General features: G+C 62.9%; 22 protein-coding genes and 2 tRNA genes. 3 read left to right on the forward strand and 21 right to left on the reverse strand.

Annotated features, from left to right (window positions below):
• Positions 1 to 19 precede the first annotated feature (19 nt).
• Genes purC through dapA form a run of 3 tightly spaced genes read right to left on the reverse strand, consistent with a single transcriptional unit; the run spans position 20 to position 2,783 of the window.
• Positions 20 to 733: a phosphoribosylaminoimidazolesuccinocarboxamide synthase gene (gene purC / locus V3388_RS06440; RefSeq protein ID WP_336366716.1), complete on the reverse strand. Its 714-nt coding sequence runs from the start codon at positions 731 to 733 to the stop codon at positions 20 to 22.
• A gap of 30 nt (positions 734 to 763) precedes the next feature.
• Positions 764 to 1,861, reverse strand: a complete 1,098-nt coding sequence (bamC, locus tag V3388_RS06445; RefSeq protein ID WP_336366717.1) for an outer membrane protein assembly factor BamC — start codon at positions 1,859 to 1,861, stop codon at positions 764 to 766.
• 43 nt (positions 1,862 to 1,904) lie between these two features.
• On the reverse strand, positions 1,905 to 2,783 hold the full coding sequence (gene dapA / locus V3388_RS06450; protein WP_336366718.1) for a 4-hydroxy-tetrahydrodipicolinate synthase: 879 nt from the start codon (positions 2,781 to 2,783) through the stop codon (positions 1,905 to 1,907).
• Positions 2,784 to 2,857: 74 nt separating this feature from the next.
• Here dapA and V3388_RS06455 point away from each other — a divergent pair, with 74 nt between their 5' ends.
• Entirely contained in the window at positions 2,858 to 3,325 is a 468-nt protein-coding gene (locus tag V3388_RS06455) for a peroxiredoxin (protein ID WP_336366719.1), read from the forward strand.
• Positions 3,326 to 3,337: 12 nt separating this feature from the next.
• On the opposite strand, the gene V3388_RS06460 is transcribed toward V3388_RS06455, so the two are convergent.
• Both V3388_RS06460 and V3388_RS06465 read right to left on the reverse strand, forming a co-directional pair.
• Positions 3,338 to 4,420 (reverse strand): AI-2E family transporter, encoded by a 1,083-nt coding sequence (locus V3388_RS06460; RefSeq protein WP_336366720.1) that lies wholly within the window; start codon positions 4,418 to 4,420, stop codon positions 3,338 to 3,340.
• A gap of 16 nt (positions 4,421 to 4,436) precedes the next feature.
• Complete coding sequence (locus V3388_RS06465; protein ID WP_336366721.1) at positions 4,437 to 4,664, reverse strand: sulfurtransferase TusA family protein; 228 nt, start codon at positions 4,662 to 4,664, stop codon at positions 4,437 to 4,439.
• 195 nt (positions 4,665 to 4,859) lie between these two features.
• On the opposite strand from V3388_RS06465, the gene V3388_RS06470 reads away from it, so the two are divergent.
• On the forward strand, positions 4,860 to 6,344 hold the full coding sequence (locus tag V3388_RS06470; RefSeq protein ID WP_336366722.1) for a M48 family metalloprotease: 1,485 nt from the start codon (positions 4,860 to 4,862) through the stop codon (positions 6,342 to 6,344).
• Between the two features lie 19 nt (positions 6,345 to 6,363).
• On the opposite strand, the gene nadA is transcribed toward V3388_RS06470, so the two are convergent.
• The 14 genes from nadA to aspS form a co-directional block, all read right to left on the reverse strand.
• Complete coding sequence (gene nadA / locus V3388_RS06475) at positions 6,364 to 7,425, reverse strand: quinolinate synthase NadA (protein WP_336366723.1); 1,062 nt, start codon at positions 7,423 to 7,425, stop codon at positions 6,364 to 6,366.
• A 200-nt stretch (positions 7,426 to 7,625) separates the two neighbouring features.
• Positions 7,626 to 7,701 (reverse strand) — tRNA-Lys (locus tag V3388_RS06480).
• A gap of 59 nt (positions 7,702 to 7,760) precedes the next feature.
• Positions 7,761 to 7,836, reverse strand: a tRNA-Lys gene (locus V3388_RS06485).
• 81 nt (positions 7,837 to 7,917) lie between these two features.
• Complete coding sequence (gene ybgF, locus V3388_RS06490) at positions 7,918 to 8,706, reverse strand: tol-pal system protein YbgF (RefSeq protein WP_336366724.1); 789 nt, start codon at positions 8,704 to 8,706, stop codon at positions 7,918 to 7,920.
• Positions 8,707 to 8,736: 30 nt separating this feature from the next.
• Positions 8,737 to 9,309: a peptidoglycan-associated lipoprotein Pal gene (gene pal, locus V3388_RS06495; protein ID WP_336367288.1), complete on the reverse strand. Its 573-nt coding sequence runs from the start codon at positions 9,307 to 9,309 to the stop codon at positions 8,737 to 8,739.
• A gap of 81 nt (positions 9,310 to 9,390) precedes the next feature.
• Positions 9,391 to 10,704: a Tol-Pal system beta propeller repeat protein TolB gene (tolB, locus tag V3388_RS06500; protein ID WP_336366725.1), complete on the reverse strand. Its 1,314-nt coding sequence runs from the start codon at positions 10,702 to 10,704 to the stop codon at positions 9,391 to 9,393.
• 31 nt (positions 10,705 to 10,735) lie between these two features.
• The gene (gene tolA, locus V3388_RS06505; protein ID WP_336367289.1) at positions 10,736 to 11,719 is read right to left on the reverse strand and encodes a cell envelope integrity protein TolA; all 984 of its coding nucleotides are present in this window, start codon (positions 11,717 to 11,719) and stop codon (positions 10,736 to 10,738) included.
• Between the two features lie 77 nt (positions 11,720 to 11,796).
• Complete coding sequence (tolR, locus tag V3388_RS06510; RefSeq protein ID WP_336366726.1) at positions 11,797 to 12,246, reverse strand: protein TolR; 450 nt, start codon at positions 12,244 to 12,246, stop codon at positions 11,797 to 11,799.
• A gap of 40 nt (positions 12,247 to 12,286) precedes the next feature.
• Positions 12,287 to 12,976, reverse strand: a complete 690-nt coding sequence (gene tolQ, locus V3388_RS06515; RefSeq protein WP_336366727.1) for a protein TolQ — start codon at positions 12,974 to 12,976, stop codon at positions 12,287 to 12,289.
• 3 nt (positions 12,977 to 12,979) lie between these two features.
• A complete protein-coding gene (ybgC, locus tag V3388_RS06520) occupies positions 12,980 to 13,438 on the reverse strand; it encodes a tol-pal system-associated acyl-CoA thioesterase (protein WP_336366728.1) in 459 nt (152 codons plus the stop codon).
• A complete protein-coding gene (ruvB, locus tag V3388_RS06525; RefSeq protein WP_336366729.1) occupies positions 13,431 to 14,477 on the reverse strand; it encodes a Holliday junction branch migration DNA helicase RuvB in 1,047 nt (348 codons plus the stop codon). Before ruvB ends, ybgC begins: the two co-directional genes overlap by 8 nt.
• A gap of 175 nt (positions 14,478 to 14,652) precedes the next feature.
• Entirely contained in the window at positions 14,653 to 15,285 is a 633-nt protein-coding gene (ruvA, locus tag V3388_RS06530) for a Holliday junction branch migration protein RuvA (RefSeq protein WP_336366730.1), read from the reverse strand.
• A 30-nt stretch (positions 15,286 to 15,315) separates the two neighbouring features.
• Positions 15,316 to 15,843 carry a crossover junction endodeoxyribonuclease RuvC gene (gene ruvC / locus V3388_RS06535; protein WP_336366731.1) on the reverse strand — a complete coding sequence of 176 codons (528 nt, stop codon included), beginning with the start codon at positions 15,841 to 15,843 and terminating at the stop codon, positions 15,316 to 15,318.
• Positions 15,821 to 17,641: an aspartate--tRNA ligase gene (aspS, locus tag V3388_RS06540; protein WP_336366732.1), complete on the reverse strand. Its 1,821-nt coding sequence runs from the start codon at positions 17,639 to 17,641 to the stop codon at positions 15,821 to 15,823. Before aspS ends, ruvC begins: the two co-directional genes overlap by 23 nt.
• 346 nt (positions 17,642 to 17,987) lie before the next feature.
• On the opposite strand from aspS, the gene fabR reads away from it, so the two are divergent.
• Entirely contained in the window at positions 17,988 to 18,614 is a 627-nt protein-coding gene (fabR, locus tag V3388_RS06545; RefSeq protein ID WP_442915614.1) for an HTH-type transcriptional repressor FabR, read from the forward strand.
• A gap of 7 nt (positions 18,615 to 18,621) precedes the next feature.
• On the opposite strand, the gene V3388_RS06550 is transcribed toward fabR, so the two are convergent.
• Together V3388_RS06550 and V3388_RS06555 are read right to left on the reverse strand one after the other, a co-directional pair.
• The gene (locus V3388_RS06550) at positions 18,622 to 19,041 is read right to left on the reverse strand and encodes an HIT family protein (protein ID WP_336366734.1); all 420 of its coding nucleotides are present in this window, start codon (positions 19,039 to 19,041) and stop codon (positions 18,622 to 18,624) included.
• A gap of 4 nt (positions 19,042 to 19,045) precedes the next feature.
• Positions 19,046 to 20,392, reverse strand: coding sequence for a UDP-glucose dehydrogenase family protein (locus V3388_RS06555; RefSeq protein ID WP_336366735.1), 1,347 nt, complete (start codon positions 20,390 to 20,392; stop codon positions 19,046 to 19,048).
• Positions 20,393 to 20,428 lie beyond the last annotated feature (36 nt).

Raw genomic sequence — 20,428 nt, forward strand, 5'->3', positions numbered from 1 at the left:
TGTTGGGTCGTTGTCGGTTTCAGTCGAAGTTGATACCCAGGCGGCGACCGACTTCCTCGTAGGTCTCGATAACCTCACCCAGCCCCTGACGGAAGCGGTCCTTGTCCATTTTCTTGCGGGTTTCCTTGTCCCAGATCCGGCAGCCGTCCGGGCTGAACTCGTCGCCCAGCACGATGGTACCGTGGCTTCGACCGAACTCCAGTTTGTAATCGACCAGCAGCATGCCCGCCTTATCAAACAGGGCCTTCAGGACACCGTTAACCTTGTAGGTCAACGCCTTCATCTGCGCGAGCTCATCGGCGGTGGCCCAACCGAAGCTTTCTGCCAGAGATTCGTTGACCATCGGATCGTGCAGCGCGTCGTTCTTCAGGAACAGCTCGAAGGTCGGCGGATTCAGAGTCAGCCCCTCCTCCACCCCAAGGCGACGGCACAGGCTGCCAGCGGACACGTTGCGAACCACACACTCGACGGGAATCATGTCCAGCTTCTTGACCAGGGATTCGGTGTCCGACAGCAGGCCCTCAAAGTGGGTGGGCACGCCGGCGGCCTCCAGCTTCTCCATGATGAAGGCGTTGAACTTGTTGTTCACCATGCCTTTGCGGTTCAGCTTTTCCACCTTCTGGCCGTCAAAGGCGGAGGTGTCGTCCCGAAACATCATCACGAACCGCTCGGGATCGTCGGTGCGGTAGACGGATTTGGCCTTGCCGGCGTAGAGCTCTTCGCGCTTTTCCATTGGGTTCTCCGAGGGGGCGGCTCCGCCCCATCAATACAGGGATTCAAACAGGGTGGTCAAAAGGTCTTCGGCCGAATGCGGGCCGGTGTACCGATCCTTTTGGGTGGCTTTGACCAGTATGGCATCGCCGTCGCGAGTGACGGTTACCGTGTGGGTGTGTACCGGCTTCTCGGCGTCCGAGAACCAGGAGAACCAGCCCGGGTCCCGCTCGTCTTCCGTGCGGAAGTCCACGTAGAACCAGCCCTCGGCCCGGTTCAGATCCACCACCTGCATACCGGCCTCACCCAGTGCCCTGTCCAGTTCAGCCCAGGCCCGGCCGTAGTCGAGGTCCATGCGAATCGCGATGGGGGTATCGTTTTCGGTCAGCAGGCGGACCTTCGGTTCGCTGGCGATACCGGAGGCCGCGCGGGAGACGGATTTGCTCTCTTCCCGGCCTTTCAGGTAATCGCCCAGGTCTGACAGGATTTTCTTCTGGAAGGCTTTGCGATCGTCGGACAGCGCGACTTTGCCGGGCCAGCTCTGCAGACCCTCCGGCGCGTCGTTTAGCTCGAGCTTGCGCACCTGGATTTCCGTGGTCTTGCGGCGGATGCCCGGCGCCATCTTCAGCTGCAGCACCACTTTCGGCTCGCTTACGGAGGGATCGTTGCCCAGACCCACCAGCGCCCGGGCCTGCTTGCTGAAGTTGGCCAGCTCGCTCTGCATGATGCCCAGTTGCGGATTATCCTCGGCCACGCCCAGGCCGCGATCGTTCATGTAGGCCAGGGCCTGCGGCCACAGACGGCCAGGCACGTCGTTCACCAGCAGCCAGATCTGCCCGTCCAGCTCCTGAATCACGTAGTTTTCGTCGAGGATTTCTGAGGTCATGTCCGGGGGGCTTGGGATGTCGGACGGGTAGAGTTTGCCGGAATCGGCGGTGTTGATGTCCCGGATCGGCATGGCCTGTTTCAGACGGGAGCCGTCAGCGCCGGCGGGCAGTTGAATCGGCTCGCCCTCTTTGGCGTTGACGTAACGTTCGGATCTGTCTTCAAGAAGGCTGCAGCCAGCCAGGGTGGCGAGCAGCAGCGCGCCGGTCGCCAGCGCCAGCGGCCGGTGAGCGCGGCGAAAACGGGTTCGTGGCAGAACCTGCATGAATGGTCTCCGGTTCAGTAACGGGCGGTGGCCCGGGCGCTCATCAGAGAACGCCCGAGGCCTTCAGGGCATCTTCCACTTCGGCGTGGAACTTCTCGCTCAACGGGGTCAGCGGCAGGCGGATGCCTTCGCTGATCAGGCCCATGCGGTGCAGGGCCCATTTGACCGGAATCGGGTTGGCTTCCAGGAACAGCTTGCGGTTCAGGGGCATCAGCAGCTCGTTTAGCCGCTCGGTTTCCTCGCGGTCGCCTGCTACGGCCGCCTCGCACAGCTGGGCCATGGCCTTGGGCGCCACGTTGGCAGTGACGGACACGTTGCCCTTGGCGCCAGCCAGCATCAGCTCGGCGGCGGTGGCGTCGTCACCCGAATACACGGCCAGCCGGCCATCCAGGGCTTCAATCAGTTCGGCGCCCCGGGGGATATTGCCGGTCGCGTCCTTGATGCCGATGATGTTTGGGATGTCTGCCAGGCGCAGGACCGTCTCGTTCAGCATGTCGCAGGCGGTCCGCCCCGGCACGTTGTACAGCATCTGTTTCATGCCGGGCACCGCCTCGGCAATGGCCTTGAAGTGACGGTAAAGGCCTTCCTGGGTCGGCTTGTTGTAGTAAGGCACCACCAACAGACAGGCATCAGCGCCGAGCTTCTCCGCCTCGCTGGTCAGCTCGATGGCTTCCCGGGTGCTGTTGCCGCCGGTGCCGGCGATCACCGGAATGCGGCCGTTCACGCGTTTTATGATGTGCCCGATGGTCCGGACATGCTCTTCCGGATCCAGGGTTGCGGACTCGCCGGTGGTGCCCACGGCCACGATGCCATGGGTGCCGTTTTCAATGTGAAAGTCCACCAGCCGGTCCAGCTCTTCCCAATGGATGTCTCCGTCGGGGTGCATGGGCGTGACCAGTGCGACAAGGCTACCCGTAATCATAAAAGCTCCGTCCGAATAAAACCGATATGGTAATGTTGGGTTTTCACTGACACAAGGGAATTAAAGGAGATGTCATGTCCTCCGTTGCGCTGAACCAACCCGTCCCCGAGTTCGAGGCACCGGCCACTGGCGACACCGTGATCCGGTTGAGCGAGCTGCGCGGGAAAAACGTGGTGCTGTACTTCTACCCGAAAGACAACACACCCGGCTGCACCACCGAAGGCCAGGACTTCCGCGACCGCATGGAGGCGTTCTCCGCCCTCGACACGGTGGTGCTCGGGGTATCCCGTGACGGCCTGAAGGCCCATGAAAACTTTCGGGCCAAGCACAGCTTCCCGTTTCACCTGATCTCGGACAAGGACGAAACCCTGTGCAAGCTGTTTGACGTGATCAAACTCAAGAAGCTGTATGGCAAGGAATACCTGGGCATTGACCGCAGCACGTTCCTGATCGACCAGGACGGTGTGCTCCGCCGGGAGTGGCGCACCGTGAAAGTGGCCGGCCACGCCGACGAGGTGCTGGAAGCGGTCAAGGCGCTGTAAGCGCCCTGCCCGTCAACCGATTCGGGCGTCGCTGACCGGCGGCGCCATGCCCTTGACAGGCCAGGCCCAGAACACGGCCTTCAGCAATGTGGCCAGCGGAATGGCAAAGAACACGCCCCACAATCCCCAGATACCCCCAAAGAACAGCACCGCCACGATAATGGCCACCGGGTGCAGGTTGTTGACCTCGGAGAACAGCAGCGGTACCAGCACGTTGCCGTCCAGCCCCTGGATGATGCCGTAGACCACCATGATCCAGATGAACTGTGGCCCCCAGCCGAAGGCGAATAAGCCAATCACCACCACAGGGATGGTCACCACCGCCGCGCCGATGTACGGAATCACCACGCTCAATCCCACCAGCAAGGACAGCAGCGCCGCATAAGGCATACCCATGACCTTGAAACCAATGTAGGTCGCACCGCCAACAATCAGGATTTCCAGAGCCTTGCCCCGCACATAATTGGCGCACTGCATGTTGACTTCGTGCCAGATCTTCACCATCAGCGGGCGCTGGGGCGGCAGCAGACGGGCAATCGAACCCAGCAGTACCGATTTGTCCTTGAGGAAAAAGAACACCATGATCGGTACCAGCACCAGGTAAATCAGCAGCGCTACCAGGTCAGGGATACTGGACAGGGAAAACGAGACCAGCCACTGGGTCATATTGCCCACTTCTGTGGAGAGCTGGCTGTAGAGCGTATCGACCGCCTCCTTGGAGACCAGCTGCGGGTATTGCTGGGGCAGCAGCTCCAGGTAGGACTGGAACTCCCGGATGATGCGAGGGGTTTCTCCGGCGAGGCGGGTCACCTGGGTCCAGACCAGCGGAAGCAGGCCAAACAGGAAGGCGAACAGAACGCCCAGAAACACCAGGAAAACGCCGTAAATGGCCGGGGTTTCCGGCACCCCCAGCTTCACCAGTTTGGTGACCAGGCCCTGGAGAATGAAGGCCACGATCAGGGCGGCAATGGCGGGCGCCAGCATTGCCCCGAACAGAACCACAAACAGTGTCCCGGCAACCAGGATCAGGAAAAGAATGACAGCTTCGTCATCTGAAAAGTATTTGTGGGCAAGTCCGCGTAGAATTCTGACCATCAACGTCTCCAGTGGATTAGCCGCCGCACTCTATCACAAACCGGAAAGCGCCATCGGATTCGTCCTGCGAGACCAGGCGGTGGGGGCTGAGGTCCAGCCAGGCGGGAATGTCCCGTCGGGAGCCGGCGTCGGTGGCGATCACCTCGAGCCGATCGCCTGCGGAGAGCTCGCTCAGCGCCAGCTTGGTTTTCAGAAGCGGCATCGGGCAGCGGAGCCCGGATGCGTCCAGCGTGCGGTCTGTCATGGGTAACAAATCCGTGAATGAGATGGCGGGTACAGCAGGTACAAACGCACCCGAATGCCACCGGCATTATGCCGTCCGGCCTGTTTTATTGCATCATGGCCTGGCCGGTTCCTACGAACTTTTCAGGTGTGGGACAGGTCTAAGCCACCGTTCGGGGAGTGCCCCGGCTATCGACAGAGAGGCCCGCTTCAGGCAATGACACAGGCAAACGTGCGCTCTTCACTGGCCCGCTGCTGGCAGCGGGGATTGGCCCTGGCCCTAACGGTCAGCCTCGCGCTGACGCCGTCACTCGCCGCCGCCCAGAGCAACGCCCTGCCCTCCATCGGCGGCGCTGGAGGCGGGCTGCTGTCGGCGCAGCAGGAAGACGACATCGGTCAGCAGGTACTGATGTCCATTCGCCGGTCAGTGCCGGAAATCGGCGACCCCCTGGTCTACGACTACCTCGATAGCATTACCCACAAGCTGGTGCCATCGGTTCCGCTACAGGACCGGCATCTCACCCTGACCGTCATTGACAGCCCTGAGATCAACGCGTTCGCCGTGCCGGGCGGCATCGTGGGCGTAAACGGCGGCCTGTTTCTCCACGCGGAAACGGAACAGGAGTTTGCCTCGGTGCTGGCACACGAACTGGCGCACCTGAGCCAGCGCCACTTTGCCCGCCGCATGGAGCAGCAGGAACGCAGCACGCCACTGACCATTGCCGGCATGCTTGCCGGCATCGTGCTCTCGGCGGTCACCCAGTCGGACCTCGGCATTGCCGCCATCGCCGGCACCCAGGCGCTGTCGGTACAGAACATGCTGGCGTACAGCCGGGCCAACGAGCAGGAAGCGGACCGGGTCGGCATGGATATTCTGGCGTCGTCCGGCATGGACCCGGAAGGCATGCCCAACATGTTTGAGAACATGCTCCGGGAGAGCCGTCTTCAGGGCAACAAGGTGCCGGAGTATCTCTCCACCCACCCGCTGACCCAGAACCGGGTGGCCGACAGCCGCAACCGGGCGGATCAGTATCCGCCCCGGTCGGTGGAGGACAGCTGGGAATATCACCTGATGCGCCGCTGGATGCAGGTGCACTACGCGCCCACTCCCGAAATGGCGGTCAAACGCTTTGAAGCGGAAACCGCCAGCGGCGAGCCTGACCCTTACCACGCCCGTCCCTACGGACTGGCCGTGGCCTATCTGGAAAACCACCAGCCGGACAAAGCCGAGACCCAGCTGCGGGCCATGCTTGCGGACCATCCGGGCCGCATCACCCTGGAGGTGACCCTGGCGCGGGCCCTGATAGACCAGAAAAAACTGGACCAGGCCCAGGCACTGCTCAAGGAAGCCCTCTATCGGAACCCGGGAAATTACCCGATCACGTTCACCCTGGCGAACGCCGAGATGGCCGATAACGACGGCGAGGCGGCCGCGGAACTGCTGAAATCACTGACCCGCACGATGCCCGAGCAGGCCTACCTGTGGCTGAAGCTGGCGGATGCGGAAGGTATGGCGAGAAACATTGTGGGCGTTCACCGGGCCCGGGGAGAATACCAGGCCCTGATGGGAGATCTGGAAGCGGCGGAGCGCCAGCTGCGCCAGGCCCAGGAAAAGCTGCCACAGGGCTCACCCCAGCGGCAGGCGGTGACCGAACGGTTGGCCGAGCTGGCCCGCCAGCGTCACCTCCAGCAACAGAGCTGAAGCGCGCCGGCTCGCTGGATCAGGCGTTGCCCGCGGCCTTGAGATTCATGCTCGCGGTGAACGCCAGCATCCGCTCCAGCGGCTGAAGCGCGCGCTCGCGGGTGGCGGGGTCCACAGTCACTTCCTGATGCCCCTGCTCCAACACCGCCAACAGGTTCTCCAGGCCGTTCATGGCCATCCACGGGCAATGGGCGCAGCTGCGACAGGTGGCACCGTTACCCGCCGTCGGCGCTTCGATCAGGGTCTTGTTCGGAGCCAGTTGCTGCATCTTGTAAAAAATGCCGTTATCCGTGGCGACAATAAACGCCTCGTTCGGCAGGGTCTGCACGGCATGAATCAGCTGCGAGGTGGAGCCCACCACGTCGGCCATCTCAACCACGGCATCCGGGGACTCGGGATGCACCAGCACCGCTGCGTCCGGATACACCGCCTTCAGATCCTCGAGCCCGCGGAACTTGAACTCCTCGTGGACGATGCACGAGCCGTTCCACAGCAGCATGTCCGCCCCCGTGGTTTTCTGGACGTAATGCCCCAGGTGCTGGTCCGGTGCCCACAGAATCTTCTCGCCCCGGGCGTCCAGATGCTCAACGATCGCCTGAGCGCAGCTGGAGGTCACCACCCAGTCCGCCCGCGCCTTCACCGCCGCGGAGGTATTGGCGTAGACCACCACGGTGCGGTCGGGGTGCTGGTCGCAAAAAGCGGCAAATTCGTCTGCCGGGCAGCCAATATCCAGGGAACAGGTCGCTTCCAGGGTCGGCATCAGCACCCGCTTTTCGGGATTCAGGATTTTCGCGGTTTCGCCCATGAAACGAACTCCCGCCACCACCACGGTGGACGCCGGGTGCTGGTGACCAAACCGGGCCATTTCCAGGGAATCCGCCACGCAGCCACCGGTCTCTTCAGCCAGCCGCTGGATGTCCGGATCGGTGTAGTAATGGGCCACCAGGACGGCATCCTTCGCCTTCAGCTCGGCTTTGATGCGGGCCTCAAGCGCCGCTTTTTCGTCGGCACTCAACGGTTTAGGCTCCGCCTCGTGAGCCAGGTGTTCCTGAACGAGAATGCGGTCTTCAGCTCGTGTCATTGCGATGTCTCTAGCGTGGAACGATGCGCGCAGTATACCACTTCATCCTGCGATTTCATGGATTTGCCATGGGAGTGTGATACGTGGCAGGGCGGGAATCGGCTCGCCCATGACGTTAAAAATGAGGGTTTGATGCGCAAAAAAAAAGAGCCCGAAGGCTCTTTTTTTGGACCCGATGCATGACGTCACCGTGTCCGGTTTGGTGGGTCGTGTAGGATTCGAACCTACGACCAATTGGTTAAAAGCCAACTGCTCTACCAACTGAGCTAACGACCCTGAACGGGTGTGGCCGTCTCCGGCCGGCGCAATGCCAGACGGGCAATGCACCTGAATAATGGTGGGTCGTGTAGGATTCGAACCTACGACCAATTGGTTAAAAGCCAACTGCTCTACCAACTGAGCTAACGACCCAAGCGAGGCGCATATAGTACTGAATTTTTTTTCCGGTTCAACCCTTTTCAAACGGTTTTACCGCTCTTTTTTACAGGCTGGTTACTCTTTACCCGACGCCAGAAACTGGCTGGCCAGCTCGGCTGCGTGGGTGTCCGGATAATTCCGGGTCACCTGCGTCATATACCGGCGAGCGTCCTCGGGTTTGCCCATCCGGCTCAGGGTCACCCCAAGCTTGTAAACGGCATCCGCGGCCTTGCGATGGTCAGGGTAACGGGTCGCCACAATGGTGAAAGCCTGGCGGGCCTGCTCGTAACCTTTCTGAGCCAGGTAAGTCTCACCCAACCAGTAATAGGCGTTCACCGTCAGGTCCCCTTCCGGGTACTTGTCGATGAAATCGTACAGCTTGCCGATTGCCTCGTCGTACTTCTTCTGGTTACGGATCAGGTCAATGATCGCGTTGTACGCCTTCTGCTCCTCGTCACCGGGCTTACGGTATTCCCGGGTCTTGATGGCCTCCCCGTCGGACGCGTCCTTGCCGCCGTCGGCCGCTACCGGGCCCTGGGCAGGCGCCGATGAGGCTGGCTGCTCTACTTTCTTCGTCAGCGCCAGGATCCGCTGGTCGAGGTCGACGTAGCGGTCCCGGCCCTGGTTCTGCAGACGGTCGATCAGGTGCTGCTGCTCCTCGACGCGGCCCCGCAGCTCACGAACTTCCTCCTGCAGCTGCTGGATCATGTAGAACAGCTCCGCCGTCCCCTGATTGGTGGACGCCTTGCGCTGCGCCTCCGAGGCGTTGGTTTGGAACGCCGGTGTCGACGATTGCGCCATCAGCGGCTGCGCCTGGCCCAGGGCCAGAGGCAGCAGCCAGGACGCCATGAGCCATTTTCTCATGGACACACCCGATCTCCCGATTGGCAAACGTTACTTGTAGATCAGTTCCACACGACGGTTCTGGGCCCAAGCACTCTCGTTGGAACCCATAACCGCCGGCTTCTCTTCACCGTAGCTTACGGTTTCAATCTGGCCACGGGAAGCACCGTTGACGATCAGGAACTGCTTGACCGCGTTGGCACGGCGCTCGCCCAGGGCGAGGTTGTATTCCTTGGTGCCGCGCTCATCGGAGTGGCCTTCCAGACGCACGTTCTGGTTCGGGTGATCGGCCAGGTAACGGGCGTGAGCGACCAGTACTTCACGGGCTTCCGGCTTGATTTCGGAGGTATCAAAATCAAAGTAGAAGGTGGTGACGTCGCGCAGCGCTGCCTGCTTGGCCTTCTCGGCGGCTGCCTGTTTCTCTTCGTCCGTCATTTCGGTGGCGGACACGCCGCCCTGGCTGTCGCCGCCGTAAACGGTGGAACCACCGTTCTGGTCAATCGCCTGGACGTCGGAGCCGCCGCCCATGCCATCGTCGGTGTTTTCACCGGTGGTGCTACAGCCGGCCACCAGGCCAACGCTCAGCATCAGGGCAAACGCTTTGGTATAAGAAGACAGGTTCATCATGATCATTCCTCTTTCAGTGCTGGACTCCGAAGAGTCGTTGAGTGAGTTCGGTTATCGTTCTTTTGGTGCCTGACCCCATCACTGGGTGATGGGCCCCCAGGCGGGTTCACGGACTTCGCCCTCGGACGCCGGCAGGCTGAAGGCCGCGCCGCCATCCACGGAAATCACGGTCAGCACACCCTTGCCATCCTGTTTGGTGGCGTAGATGAGCATCCGGCCGTTGGGCGAAAGACTGGGTGATTCGTCCGACCCGGTGCGGGTCAGAATGGTTTCCTGGCCGGACTTCAGGTCCGTCCGGGCAATGTGAAACGCGCCGTCCCGCTGATGCACGTAGTACACGTAGCGGCCGTCCGGGCCGGGCCGCGGGCGGGCGTTGTATCGGCTACCGAAGGTGATCCGGCGAGGTTCTGCGCCCAGGCTGTCCATCCGGTAGATCTGGGGCCCACCGGAACGGTCGGAAGTGAAAAAGAGCCCGTCGCCGGTGTTGTCGTACATGGCTTCGGTGTCGATGGCCCAGTGGTTGGTCACCCGGCGCAGATCTCCGGTCTGGAGGTCTTTGCGGTAAATTTCCGCATTGCCGTCACGGGACAGGGTCATCAGCAGGTAACGCCCATCCGGCGACCAGGCGGGAGCGGAGTTGAGACCGGGGTAATCCGCCACCTTGGTACGCTTGCCGGTCGCCAGTTCGTGCACGAAGATCACCGGCTTGCCGGTCTCAAACGACACGTAAGCCAGTTTCTTGCCATCCGGCGACCAGGCGGGTGACAGGATCGGTTCACCGCTTTCCAGGCGAATACTGGCCCGCTGGCCATCCACGTCGCTGACCTGTAACCGGTAGCGGGATTTGCCGTTGACCGTTTCCAGAGTAACGTAAGCCAGGCGAGTGGAAAACGCGCCCTTCACCCCGGTAATGGCTTCGTAGACTTTGTCACTGATGTGGTGGGCCAGGCTGCGAACGCTGTTGACCGAGGCACTGGCGGTCTCGCCAAGAATCCGCTCCTGGCGGTTAACGTCGAACAGCTCGTAACGGGCGACCACCCGGTCCGCGTTCTTTTTGAGTTCGCCCACCAGCACGTAACGCTGCCCGAGAATCTTCCAGTCCCGGAAATACACGTCCTCCCGCCGGGACGGCAGGCTGAGCATTTTCTCCGGCGCGAGGGTGCGGAACTCGCCGCTCATGGTGAGGTCGTCCCGGACAATCCGGCTGACGTTGTTGTCCGCCGGCAGGTTGCCCGTCTCGGCAAACGGCACCACCGCCACCGGGATGGCGGAATCCGCGCCCTCGGTGATCCGGATGAGCAGCTCTGCTTTCGCGGCGCTGGCGATGGTCATCAGCACCAGCAGCGCGGACCAGGCAAGGCGGCGATTTCCCGTTCGATTACGATCTGTCATGACCCTTTCGGACTCCTGTCTGTGCCCTCGCCTACTTCAGGCGGCGGGGGTTGAACTCGATGGTGAACTGCCGGAAATACCGGTCAAACGTCTGGCGGTCGTCAGGCACCGGGTAGCGCTCCAGCGATCGGACCGCGCTCAACGCGGAGTTGTCGAACGCTGAGTTGCCGCTGCTGCTGACCAGCTCGACGCTGGCCAGCTCTCCTGTTGGCAGCAGGGAAATGCGCAACCTTGCCGTCATTTCCTCGGTCGCCGAGGACGGCGGATACCACGCACGGCTCAGCCTCTCCCGAATCAATCCCTGGTACTTCTCGCTCTCCGACAGCATGCGCGCCTCCTGCGCCTTGGCCGCAGCCGCCTGCCGCTGCCGCTCGGCTTCCGCCTGCTCAGCGGCCCGGGCTTTCTCTGCCAAGGCCTGCAACTGCTGTTCCCGCAGCTTGCGCTCCTGCTCCTGTCGTTTGCGCTCGGCGGCCTCCTGGGCCTTTTTGGCTTCGGCCGCCTTACGCGCTGCTTCCTCGCGCTTTTGCTTTTCCAGTTCGGCCTGCTTCCGGGCCGCTTCTTCCCGCTTCTTGGCGGCTTCAGCAGCGGCTTTTGCCTTGGCTTCCGCCTCCGCCTTTTGTTTGGCCGCTTCTTCTGCCTTGGCCTTTGCCTTGGCTTCCTCGGCCTTGCGGGCCTGCTCCTGCTGGCGCTGCTGTTCCTGTTCCCGCTGCTTCTGCTGCTCCCGGGCCTTCTGTTCCGCCTCCGCCTTACGGGCTTTTTCCGCCGCGATCTCCCGGGCTTTTTCCTGGTTGCGCTGTTCTTCCTCGGCGGCCTGCTTGCGGGCTTCCTCGGCCTGGCGCTCACGATCCTGGTCGGGCTGGTCGGTCTCGCTCACCACCGGGCTCGGCTCCGGCTGCGGGGCGATCAGGCGGGCGGAAATGCTCCGGGGCGGCGCCTCAGGCGTATCGTCCATCCACGACCACCCGACCACGGCGATCACCACAATCACCAGGTGCAACACCACCGACATCGCCACCGGGGATGCCCAGGGCGGCTGGACGCCGGCGTCCTGTGTTCGTTCGGTCTGCCTCACCTACGCCTCGCCTTTCCGGTTCACGGCTTGTCCGAAGACGGTGTTTCGGTAATCAGGCCAATGCTGCTCGCGCCAGCATTCTGCAGCTCCGCCATCAGCTTGACGACCCGCCCATACTCCACGTTCTCATCGCCACGCACCAGCACCTCGGTGTTGCTCCGCTGAGCAAGCACCTTGGACACGCGCTGTCGCAAGTCCGACAGGGGCATCGGGTCACTGGTCTTGTCGCCGATGTCCAGGTAATAGGCGCCATTGCTGTCGATCGACACGACGATGGACTCCGCGTTCTTATCGGCCTGGATCGGGTGAGACACGGTCTCCGGCAAATCCACCTTGACCCCCTGGGTCATCATGGGTGCGGTCACCATAAAGATCACCAGGAGCACAAGCATCACGTCGATGTACGGTACGACGTTGATCTCCGACATTGGTTTTCGCCGCTGCTGCGGCATCATGCCCATGCCTTTCATCGCAATGGCCTCCCCTCAGTCCGTTCGCCGGCACGCACGCTCAGGCGTGCCCCTGGTCGCTGCTGTGCACCCGACGGTGCAAGATGCTGGAGAACTCCTCGGCAAAGGTCTCGTAGTTCTTCAGCTGCGCATCGGACTTGGTGGCAAACCGGTTGTAGGCGACCACCGCCGGAATCGCGGCAAAAAGGCCCATGGCGGTCGCGATTAGCGCTTCGGATATCCCAGGGGCGACGGTCGCCAGGGTGGCCTGCTGCACCTGGGCCAGCCCCATAAACGAATTCATGATGCCCCAGACGGTGCCAAACAGCCCCACGTAGGGGCTGATCGAACCCACCGTCGCCAGGAACGGCAGGTGCAGCTCCAGCCGCTCCTGCTCCCGGGAGAAGGCCACGCGCATGGCGCGCTGGGTGCCTTCCATGACCGCATCCGCGTCGCGGCTCTGCTGGCGCAGGCGTGAAAACTCCTTGAAGCCCGCCCGGAACAGCGACTCCAGGCCGGAGTTCGGCGTTGGCTCGGCGCTGACCTCCCGGTACAGCTGGCCCAGGTCCATACCGGACCAAAACCGTTCCTCAAACGACAGCTGCGCCTGACGGGCCTGACGGAACACTTTCAGGCGCTGGAAAATCAGGGCCCAGGACACCACCGAGGCCGCCAGCAACAGCAGCATTACCAGCTGCACCAGCGCGCCGGCATTGGCGACGAGACTCCAGACAGTCACTTCAGATTCCACCGTTCACTCCTGAGGGCTTGCTTGTTGGGTTTTCAGGGCCTGCACATGATGGTCCAGCAGGTCCCGCAAGTTGTCCGGCAGGCGCCGCGGCCGCCCGGAGTCCAGGGCCACGCAGGCGACACGGACGTCCGCTTCGCACAGGCGCTTGCGGTCAGACGCCCGATAAACCACTTGGCGAAAGTCCATCCACACGCGCCCGAAGGCCATCGGGTTCGCCGACACCCGCAATTCGTCGTCCAGCCGCGCCGGCGCTGCGTAGTGCAGGTTCATCCGCTGAACCACATAGCTGATGTTGTCCGCGAGGCCTGCCCGCAGGGCCACGCCGCACTGGCGAACCCACTCGGTGCGGGCCCGCTCCATGTAGTGCAGGTAGCGGGCATGGAACACGATGCCGCCGGCGTCGGTGTCCTCGATGTACACCCGTACCGGCCATTCGAATCCGTCGATAGCGGCGTTACTCAAACAGGTCTCCCTCTTTCGGCACCGGCGGTTCGTTCGCGGACGGTGCCGCCACGCCAAAATGCCGATAGGCGTGGGACGTCACCATACGGCCCCGTGGCGTCCGGATCATGAAGCCCTGCTGGATCAGGAAGGGTTCGAGCACATCCTCAATGGTGCCGCGCTCTTCGCTGATCGCAGCGGCCAGGCTCTCGACCCCCACCGGTCCGCCATCGAATTTTTCGATCATGGCCAATAGCAGGCGCCGGTCCATGTGGTCAAAGCCCTGGTGATCCACCTTCAGCATGTTCAGCGCCTGGTCCGCGACCTCAGCGCTGATATGACCGTCCGAGCGCACCTCCGCATAATCACGGACCCGCCGCAACAGTCGATTGGCAATGCGCGGTGTGCCCCGCGACCGCCGGGCGATTTCCAGGGCGCCGGCCTCGTCGATATGGACCGACGACAGCCTTGCCGAGCGGAGAATGATGTTGGTCAGGTCCGCCGTGTTATAGAACTCAAGGCGCTGGACAATACCAAACCGGTCTCGCAGCGGAGAAGTCAGAAGACCCGCCCGAGTGGTGGCGCCCACTAGGGTGAAGGGCGGCAGGTCCAGCTTGATGGAGCGGGCCGCCGGCCCCTCGCCAATCATGATGTCGAGCTGGTAATCCTCCATCGCCGGATACAGCACCTCTTCCACGGCGGCACTGAGACGGTGGATCTCGTCAATAAAGAGGACATCACCCTCTTCCAGATTCGTGAGCATGGCGGCCAGATCGCCCGCCTTTTCCAGCACCGGACCGGACGTGGTCTTGATAGCCACGCCCATCTCGTTGGCGATAATGTTGGCGAGGGTGGTTTTGCCGAGGCCGGGCGGGCCAAAGATCAGCACATGGTCCAGCGCTTCCTGGCGGCGGCGGGCGGCGGAAATGAAGATATCCATCTGCTCGCGCACCGCCGGCTGGCCGACGTATTCGGCCAGAAGGGTTGGCCGGATGGCCCGATCCTGCACCTCTTCGTATTCTCCGGCCCTGGCAGAAATCAGTCGGTCGGATTCAATCATGGTGTTACCCGCGCTCTGGGAATCAACATCCAGCTTTTACCCATGGCCCCGTTTGTACCCCGCGATCCCGGTTTGTTCAGAGATCCTTAAGGATTGGGGCCATTGTACAAACCGGGTATGGCGTGTCACGTTACGCTCTTTACAGGTTCGGCCGTCTGACCACCGGGAGAAACGGTCAACCAGCAGGAATCATGTTGCGCAGCGCAAGCCGGATGAGCGCCTCGCTGTTCATGCCTTCCTCGGCAACCCGACTGATGGCCCGGGCCGCTTCCTGGGGCTTGTAACCGAGGGCAATCAGCGCCGCTTCGGCCTCATCCCTCGGGTCCGGACCCGTCTCGGGCGCCGGCCCGGCTCCGGTCCCGGTCACCCCGTTTCCGGCGGCCAGTGGCGGGAACTGACCTTCAAGTTGCCCGATACGGTCAGCCATTTCAATAAGCAGCCGTTCTGCGGTCTTTTTGCCAACCCCTGGCAGCTTGACCAGGGCGTTGGCGTCCCGGTTTTCAACACAGCGGATGAACTGCGCCGCATCCAGCCCGGAAAGGATAGCCACCGCCAGCTTCGGCCCCACGCCGCTGACCCGGATCAGCAGGCGAAACAGGTCCCGATCCAGCCGCGAGGCGAAGCCATAGAGACTTTGGGCGTCTTCCCGCACCGCAAAGTGGGTGTGCAGGATCACTTCCTGGCCTTTTTCCGGAAGATGAAAAAACGTGGTGTAGGGAATGTCGATTTCGTAACCCAGCCCGTGGCACTCTACCAGCGCGTGGCCCGGGGTTTTCTCGATCAGGTTGCCTCGAATGCGGCCAATCACGGGAGTCTCCTGGAGGCTCGGACGAGCCAGTTAGGTGTGGCGAAGCCGACCGCTGCGAACCCGGCCGCCGGGACCGGCTACGCGCAGCACGCTCTGATTCATGTGGGCGTGGCACAGGGCAATGGCCAGGGCGTCGGCGGCATCCGCCTGGGGTTTGCGGGACAGGGACAGCAGCGCCTGCACCATGTGCTGGACCTGGGCTTTGTCGGCGCCGCCGGTACCGACCACCGCCTGCTTGACCTGCCGGGCGGAGTATTCATGGACCGCCAGGCCGCTGTTGGCGGCGCTGACGATGGCCGCACCCCGGGCCTGCCCCAGCTTGAGGGCGGAATCCGGGTTCCGGGCCATGAACACCTGCTCGATGGCGAACTCCTCGGGCCGGTATTCGCCGATCAGCGTGGCGATGGACTGGAAAATCGTCTGCAGCCGCTCCGCCAGGGGTTTGTCACCGAGCCGGACGCAGCCGCTGTCGAGATACTCCAGCGTCCGCCCCTCGGCCCGGATAACACCGTAGCCGGTGATTCGCGATCCGGGATCAACCCCCAGTATGATCGGCACCGTCTTTCCCGTTTTCTTTCCCGCCCTCGGCCGCGCGCGCGGACCGGCGCAGACGGATATGCAGCTCGCGCAGCTGCTTTTCGTCCACTTCGCCGGGCGCCTGGGTCATCAGGCAGGTGGCGCTCTGGGTTTTCGGGAACGCGATCACATCACGGATGGAGCTGGCGCCGGTCATCAGCATGACCAGACGGTCCAGACCGAAGGCCAGGCCGCCGTGGGGCGGGCAGCCAAACTTCAGCGCGTCCAGCAGGAAGCCGAATTTGGCCCGGGCTTCCTCTTCGCCAATGCCCAGAATGCGGAACACCGCCTGCTGCATCTGCTCGTTGTGGATACGGATGGACCCGCCCCCCAGCTCGGTGCCGTTCAGGACCATGTCATAGGCGCGGGACAGCGCGTTGGCCGGGTCTGCCGCCAGTTCTTCCGGGGAGCAGGAAGGCGCGGTGAACGGATGGTGAATGGCCGTCAGGTTGCCGTCCGGCAGTTCCTCGAACATCGGGAAATCCACCACCCACATCGGCGCCCACTCGCAGGTGAGCATATCCAGGTCATGGCCGATGCGGATACGCAAGGCACCCAAGGCCTCGCTGACCACGGTGGCTTTGTCTGCGCCAAAGAAGACGATGTCGCCGTCTTCGGCCGCCACGCGCTCCATGATGGCCATGGCCACCTCGTCGCCGAGGAACTTGACGATCGGAGACTGGAGGCCTTCGGCGCCCTTGGCCAGCTCGTTCACTTTGATGTAGGCCAGGCCCTTGGCGCCGTAGATGCCCACGTATTTGGTGTAGTCGTCGATCTGCTTGCGGGTCAGCTCGGCACCGCCGGGAACGCGCAGTGCCGCGACGCGGCCTTTCGGATCTTTCGCCGGGCCGGAGAACACCTTGAAGTCGACGGCCTCGACCAGATCGTTCACGTCCACCAGTTCCAGCGGGATCCGCAGGTCCGGCTTGTCGCTGCCGTAACGGCGCATGGCCTCGGAATACGGCATGCGGGGGAACTCAGGCAGATCCACCTCGAGCACGTCCTTGAACAGCGAACGAATCATCTGCTCGTTCCAGGACATCAGGTCCTCTTCGTCAACGAAGGACGCCTCGATGTCCACCTGGGTGAACTCCGGCTGGCGATCCGCCCGCAGGTCCTCATCCCGAAAGCACTTGGCGATCTGGTAGTAACGGTCCACCCCGGACACCATCAGCAACTGCTTGAACAGCTGCGGGGACTGGGGCAGCGCAAAGAACGAGCCTTCGTGGGTCCGGCTCGGCACCAGGTAGTCCCGCGCCCCTTCCGGTGTGGCCCGGGTCAGGATGGGGGTTTCCACATCCATGAAGCCCTTGGAATCCAGGAAGTTGCGGATGTAGCTGGTGACCCGCGAGCGGAACCGCAGCCGGTTCAGCATTTCCGGGCGACGCAGGTCCACAAACCGGTAGCGCAGGCGCACGTCCTCGCCCACGTCCACGTGCTCGTCCAGAGGGAACGGCGGGGTGGCGGCGGCGTTCAGGATCACCAGTTGCTTGCCCAACAGCTCCACCTGACCGGTGGGCATGTTGTTGTTCTCGGTACCGGCGGGACGGCGGCGTACGCGGCCGGTCACCTGAACCACGAATTCGCTCCGCACCTTCTCGGCCAGGGCAAAGCTGTCGGGGGTGTCCGGATCGACCACCACCTGGGACATGCCATCCCGGTCCCGCAGGTCCAGGAAGATAACCCCACCGTGGTCACGGCGGCGATGTACCCATCCGCAGAGTGTGACTTCCTGATCAATGTGGGATTCGTTGATCCCACCGCAATAATGGCTGCGCATACCGGTTCCCGTTATTTCCGAGTGTCTGAATGAGTTCGCGTTCTGTGCCAACGGACCGGCAAGCTGGTGGGGCGGGGTTTCCGAAACACGCTGTGAATACGTCCCTGTACGCTCGGCTCCGCCATCCATGGCTCCGCACGGTTTCGGAAACCCCGCCCCACCAGCTCGCCTGCCGCCAGTTAACGGCTGTCAAAAAAAGAGACGGCGACCATAGCCGAAAAGCCGCCCATTATAAACACACTTGCCCGGAAAATCAGGCGTGCCCGCGCACATTGAGCGACCACGGATGACTCAGGATAGGGGCGTCGTTAGAATGCGACGTTTAATCGGCAAAGGGAGGGGCGAGGTGTCGACCCGAGCGGAACAGAAACTGAAAACCCGGCGCGCGCTGATGGATGCCGCCCTGGCCCAGCTCAGCGCGGATCGGGGCTTTGGCAGCCTGAGCCTGAGGGAAGTGGCCCGGGAGGCCGGCATCGCCCCAACGTCCTTTTACCGCCATTTTGCCGAACTGGACGAACTGGGTCTGGCGCTGGTGGACGAAGGCGGCGTTGCCCTTCGCCAACTGATGCGCCAGGCCCGCAAACGCATCGCCCGGGACGGCAGCGCTATCTCCACCTCAGTGGACACGTTTATGGAGTACCTGGGCAACAACGCCAACCTGTTCCGGCTGATGTTGCGGGAACGGACCGGGGTATCCAAGACCTTTCGGACGGCGGTAAAAGCGGAGATTGATCACTTTGTGACCGAACTGGCGGACGACCTGCGCCGGTTTGCCGCTGAACAGGGCAAACCTCTGTCAGACGCCCGGCTGGTGGCCGAAGCCATGGTGACGCTGGTGTTCAATCAGGGCGCCGAAGCCCTCGATGCCACGCCAAAGGAGCGCGACGAGCTCAAGGTCAAACTGAAAACCGAACTGCGGATGATCCTGGTGGGTTCCCAGGCGCTGGCGAAAGCCGGAGCGCCCGGACGCTAACGCCGCGTCAGTCGGCCAGCGAGGCCACCAGGGGCGCCAGGGTGTCTCTGACCGCCGCCAGCGCCTCCGGACCATAGGGCACGGGCGGCTGAACGCCCCACACCGGGCCCGGCCAGGCCGGGTCGTCCTGGAAGCGGACGATGTGGTGCAGGTGAAGCTGCGGCACCATATTACCGAGCGCCGCCAGATTCAGCTTGTCGCCGCCGAAAAGGGCCATCATGCCCTCCCCCAGCCGGGACGACTCCAGCAGCAGCCGCTGCTGCTGCACCGGCGACAGCTCGTAGATTTCCCGAATGCCGGGCACGGACGGCACCAGCAACACCCACGGCCAGGTGCAGTCGTTCATCAACCGCACCTCGCACAGCTGGCTTCGCCCCAGCAGGTGGGTGTCCCGCGCCAACCGCTCGTGGATCACGAAGTCGCTCATGGCTTCAGCCCGCCGCGTGGAACTGGTTCCGGCCGCGGCCGATGGCGTAGTACACCAGTCCGTGACGCTCCACCATCTCCGGCTCGTACAGATTACGGCCGTCAAACACCGCCGGCTCCCGCAAGGACGCGCGAATACCCTCAAAATCCGGTGAGCGGAACTCTTTCCACTCGGTGCAGATGGCCAGCACGTCCGCGCCCTTCAGCGCCTGCTCCTTGGTGCCGCACAGGGTCAGCCCCGGCTGGTTCTCGTACAGGCGCTGGGCTTCTTCCATGGCTTCCGGGTCGAACGCCTGAACCGTGGCGCCGGCCTTCCAGAGGTCTTCCATCAGGGTACGGGCGGAGGCTTCGCGCATGTCGTCGGTATTGGGCTTGAACGCCAGGCCCCAGAGCGCCACCACCTTGCCCTGCAGGTTGCCGCCGAAGAAGTGGCTGATCTTGTCGAACAGCACGTGCTTCTGGGCGTAGTTGACGGCTTCCACCGCGTTCAGCAGCCGGGCCTCGTAGTCGCAGCCCCGGGCGGTGCGGGCCAGCGCCTGCACGTCCTTCGGGAAACACGAGCCACCATAGCCGCAGCCCGGGTAGATGAAGTGATAGCCAATGCGCGGGTCGGAACCGATACCCCGGCGGACCGCCTCGATGTCCGCGCCCAGGCGCTCCGCCAGGTTGGCGATTTCGTTCATGAAGCTGATCTTGGTGGCCAGCAGGGAGTTGGCGGCGTACTTGGTCAGCTCGGCGGACCGGATGTCCATGAAGATCATCCGGTCGTGGTTCCGGTTGAACGGGTAGTACACCTCCCGCAGAACCTCGGCCGCCCGCTCGCTGTCGGTGCCCACCACGATGCGGTCCGGCTTCATGAAGTCGTTGATGGCGGCGCCTTCCTTGAGGAATTCGGGGTTGGAGACCACATCAAATTCCAGGGACTCGCCGCGCTGGTCCAGCTGGGCCTGGACCATGGACCGAACCTTGTCGCCGGTGCCCACGGGAACGGTGGATTTGTCCACGATGACCTTGTAATCCGCCATGTGCTGGCCGATGGCCTTGGCCACCGCCAGCACGTACTGCAGGTCGGCGGAGCCGTCTTCGTCCGGCGGTGTGCCAACAGCGATGAATTGCAGTGTACCGTGGGCAACGGCTTCAGCGGTGTCCGTCGTGAAAGACAGGCGGCCGGCGTCCACCGTGTGCTTGACGATGCTGTCCAGGCCCGGCTCGTAGATGGGGATCTGGCCGTTGCGGAGCTTGTCGATTTTGGCCTGGTCCACGTCCATGCACAGCACGTGATGGCCGACGTCCGCCAGGCATGCGCCCGTGACCAGCCCCACATACCCTGTTCCAAAAATCGTGATTTTCATAGGTGCATCTTCCGTCCTGAGTCTGTCAATGAAAGT

Origin of the sequence: Marinobacter sp. C2H3, assembly GCF_037080155.1 — a bacterium.
Taxonomy (GTDB): domain Bacteria; phylum Pseudomonadota; class Gammaproteobacteria; order Pseudomonadales; family Oleiphilaceae; genus Marinobacter.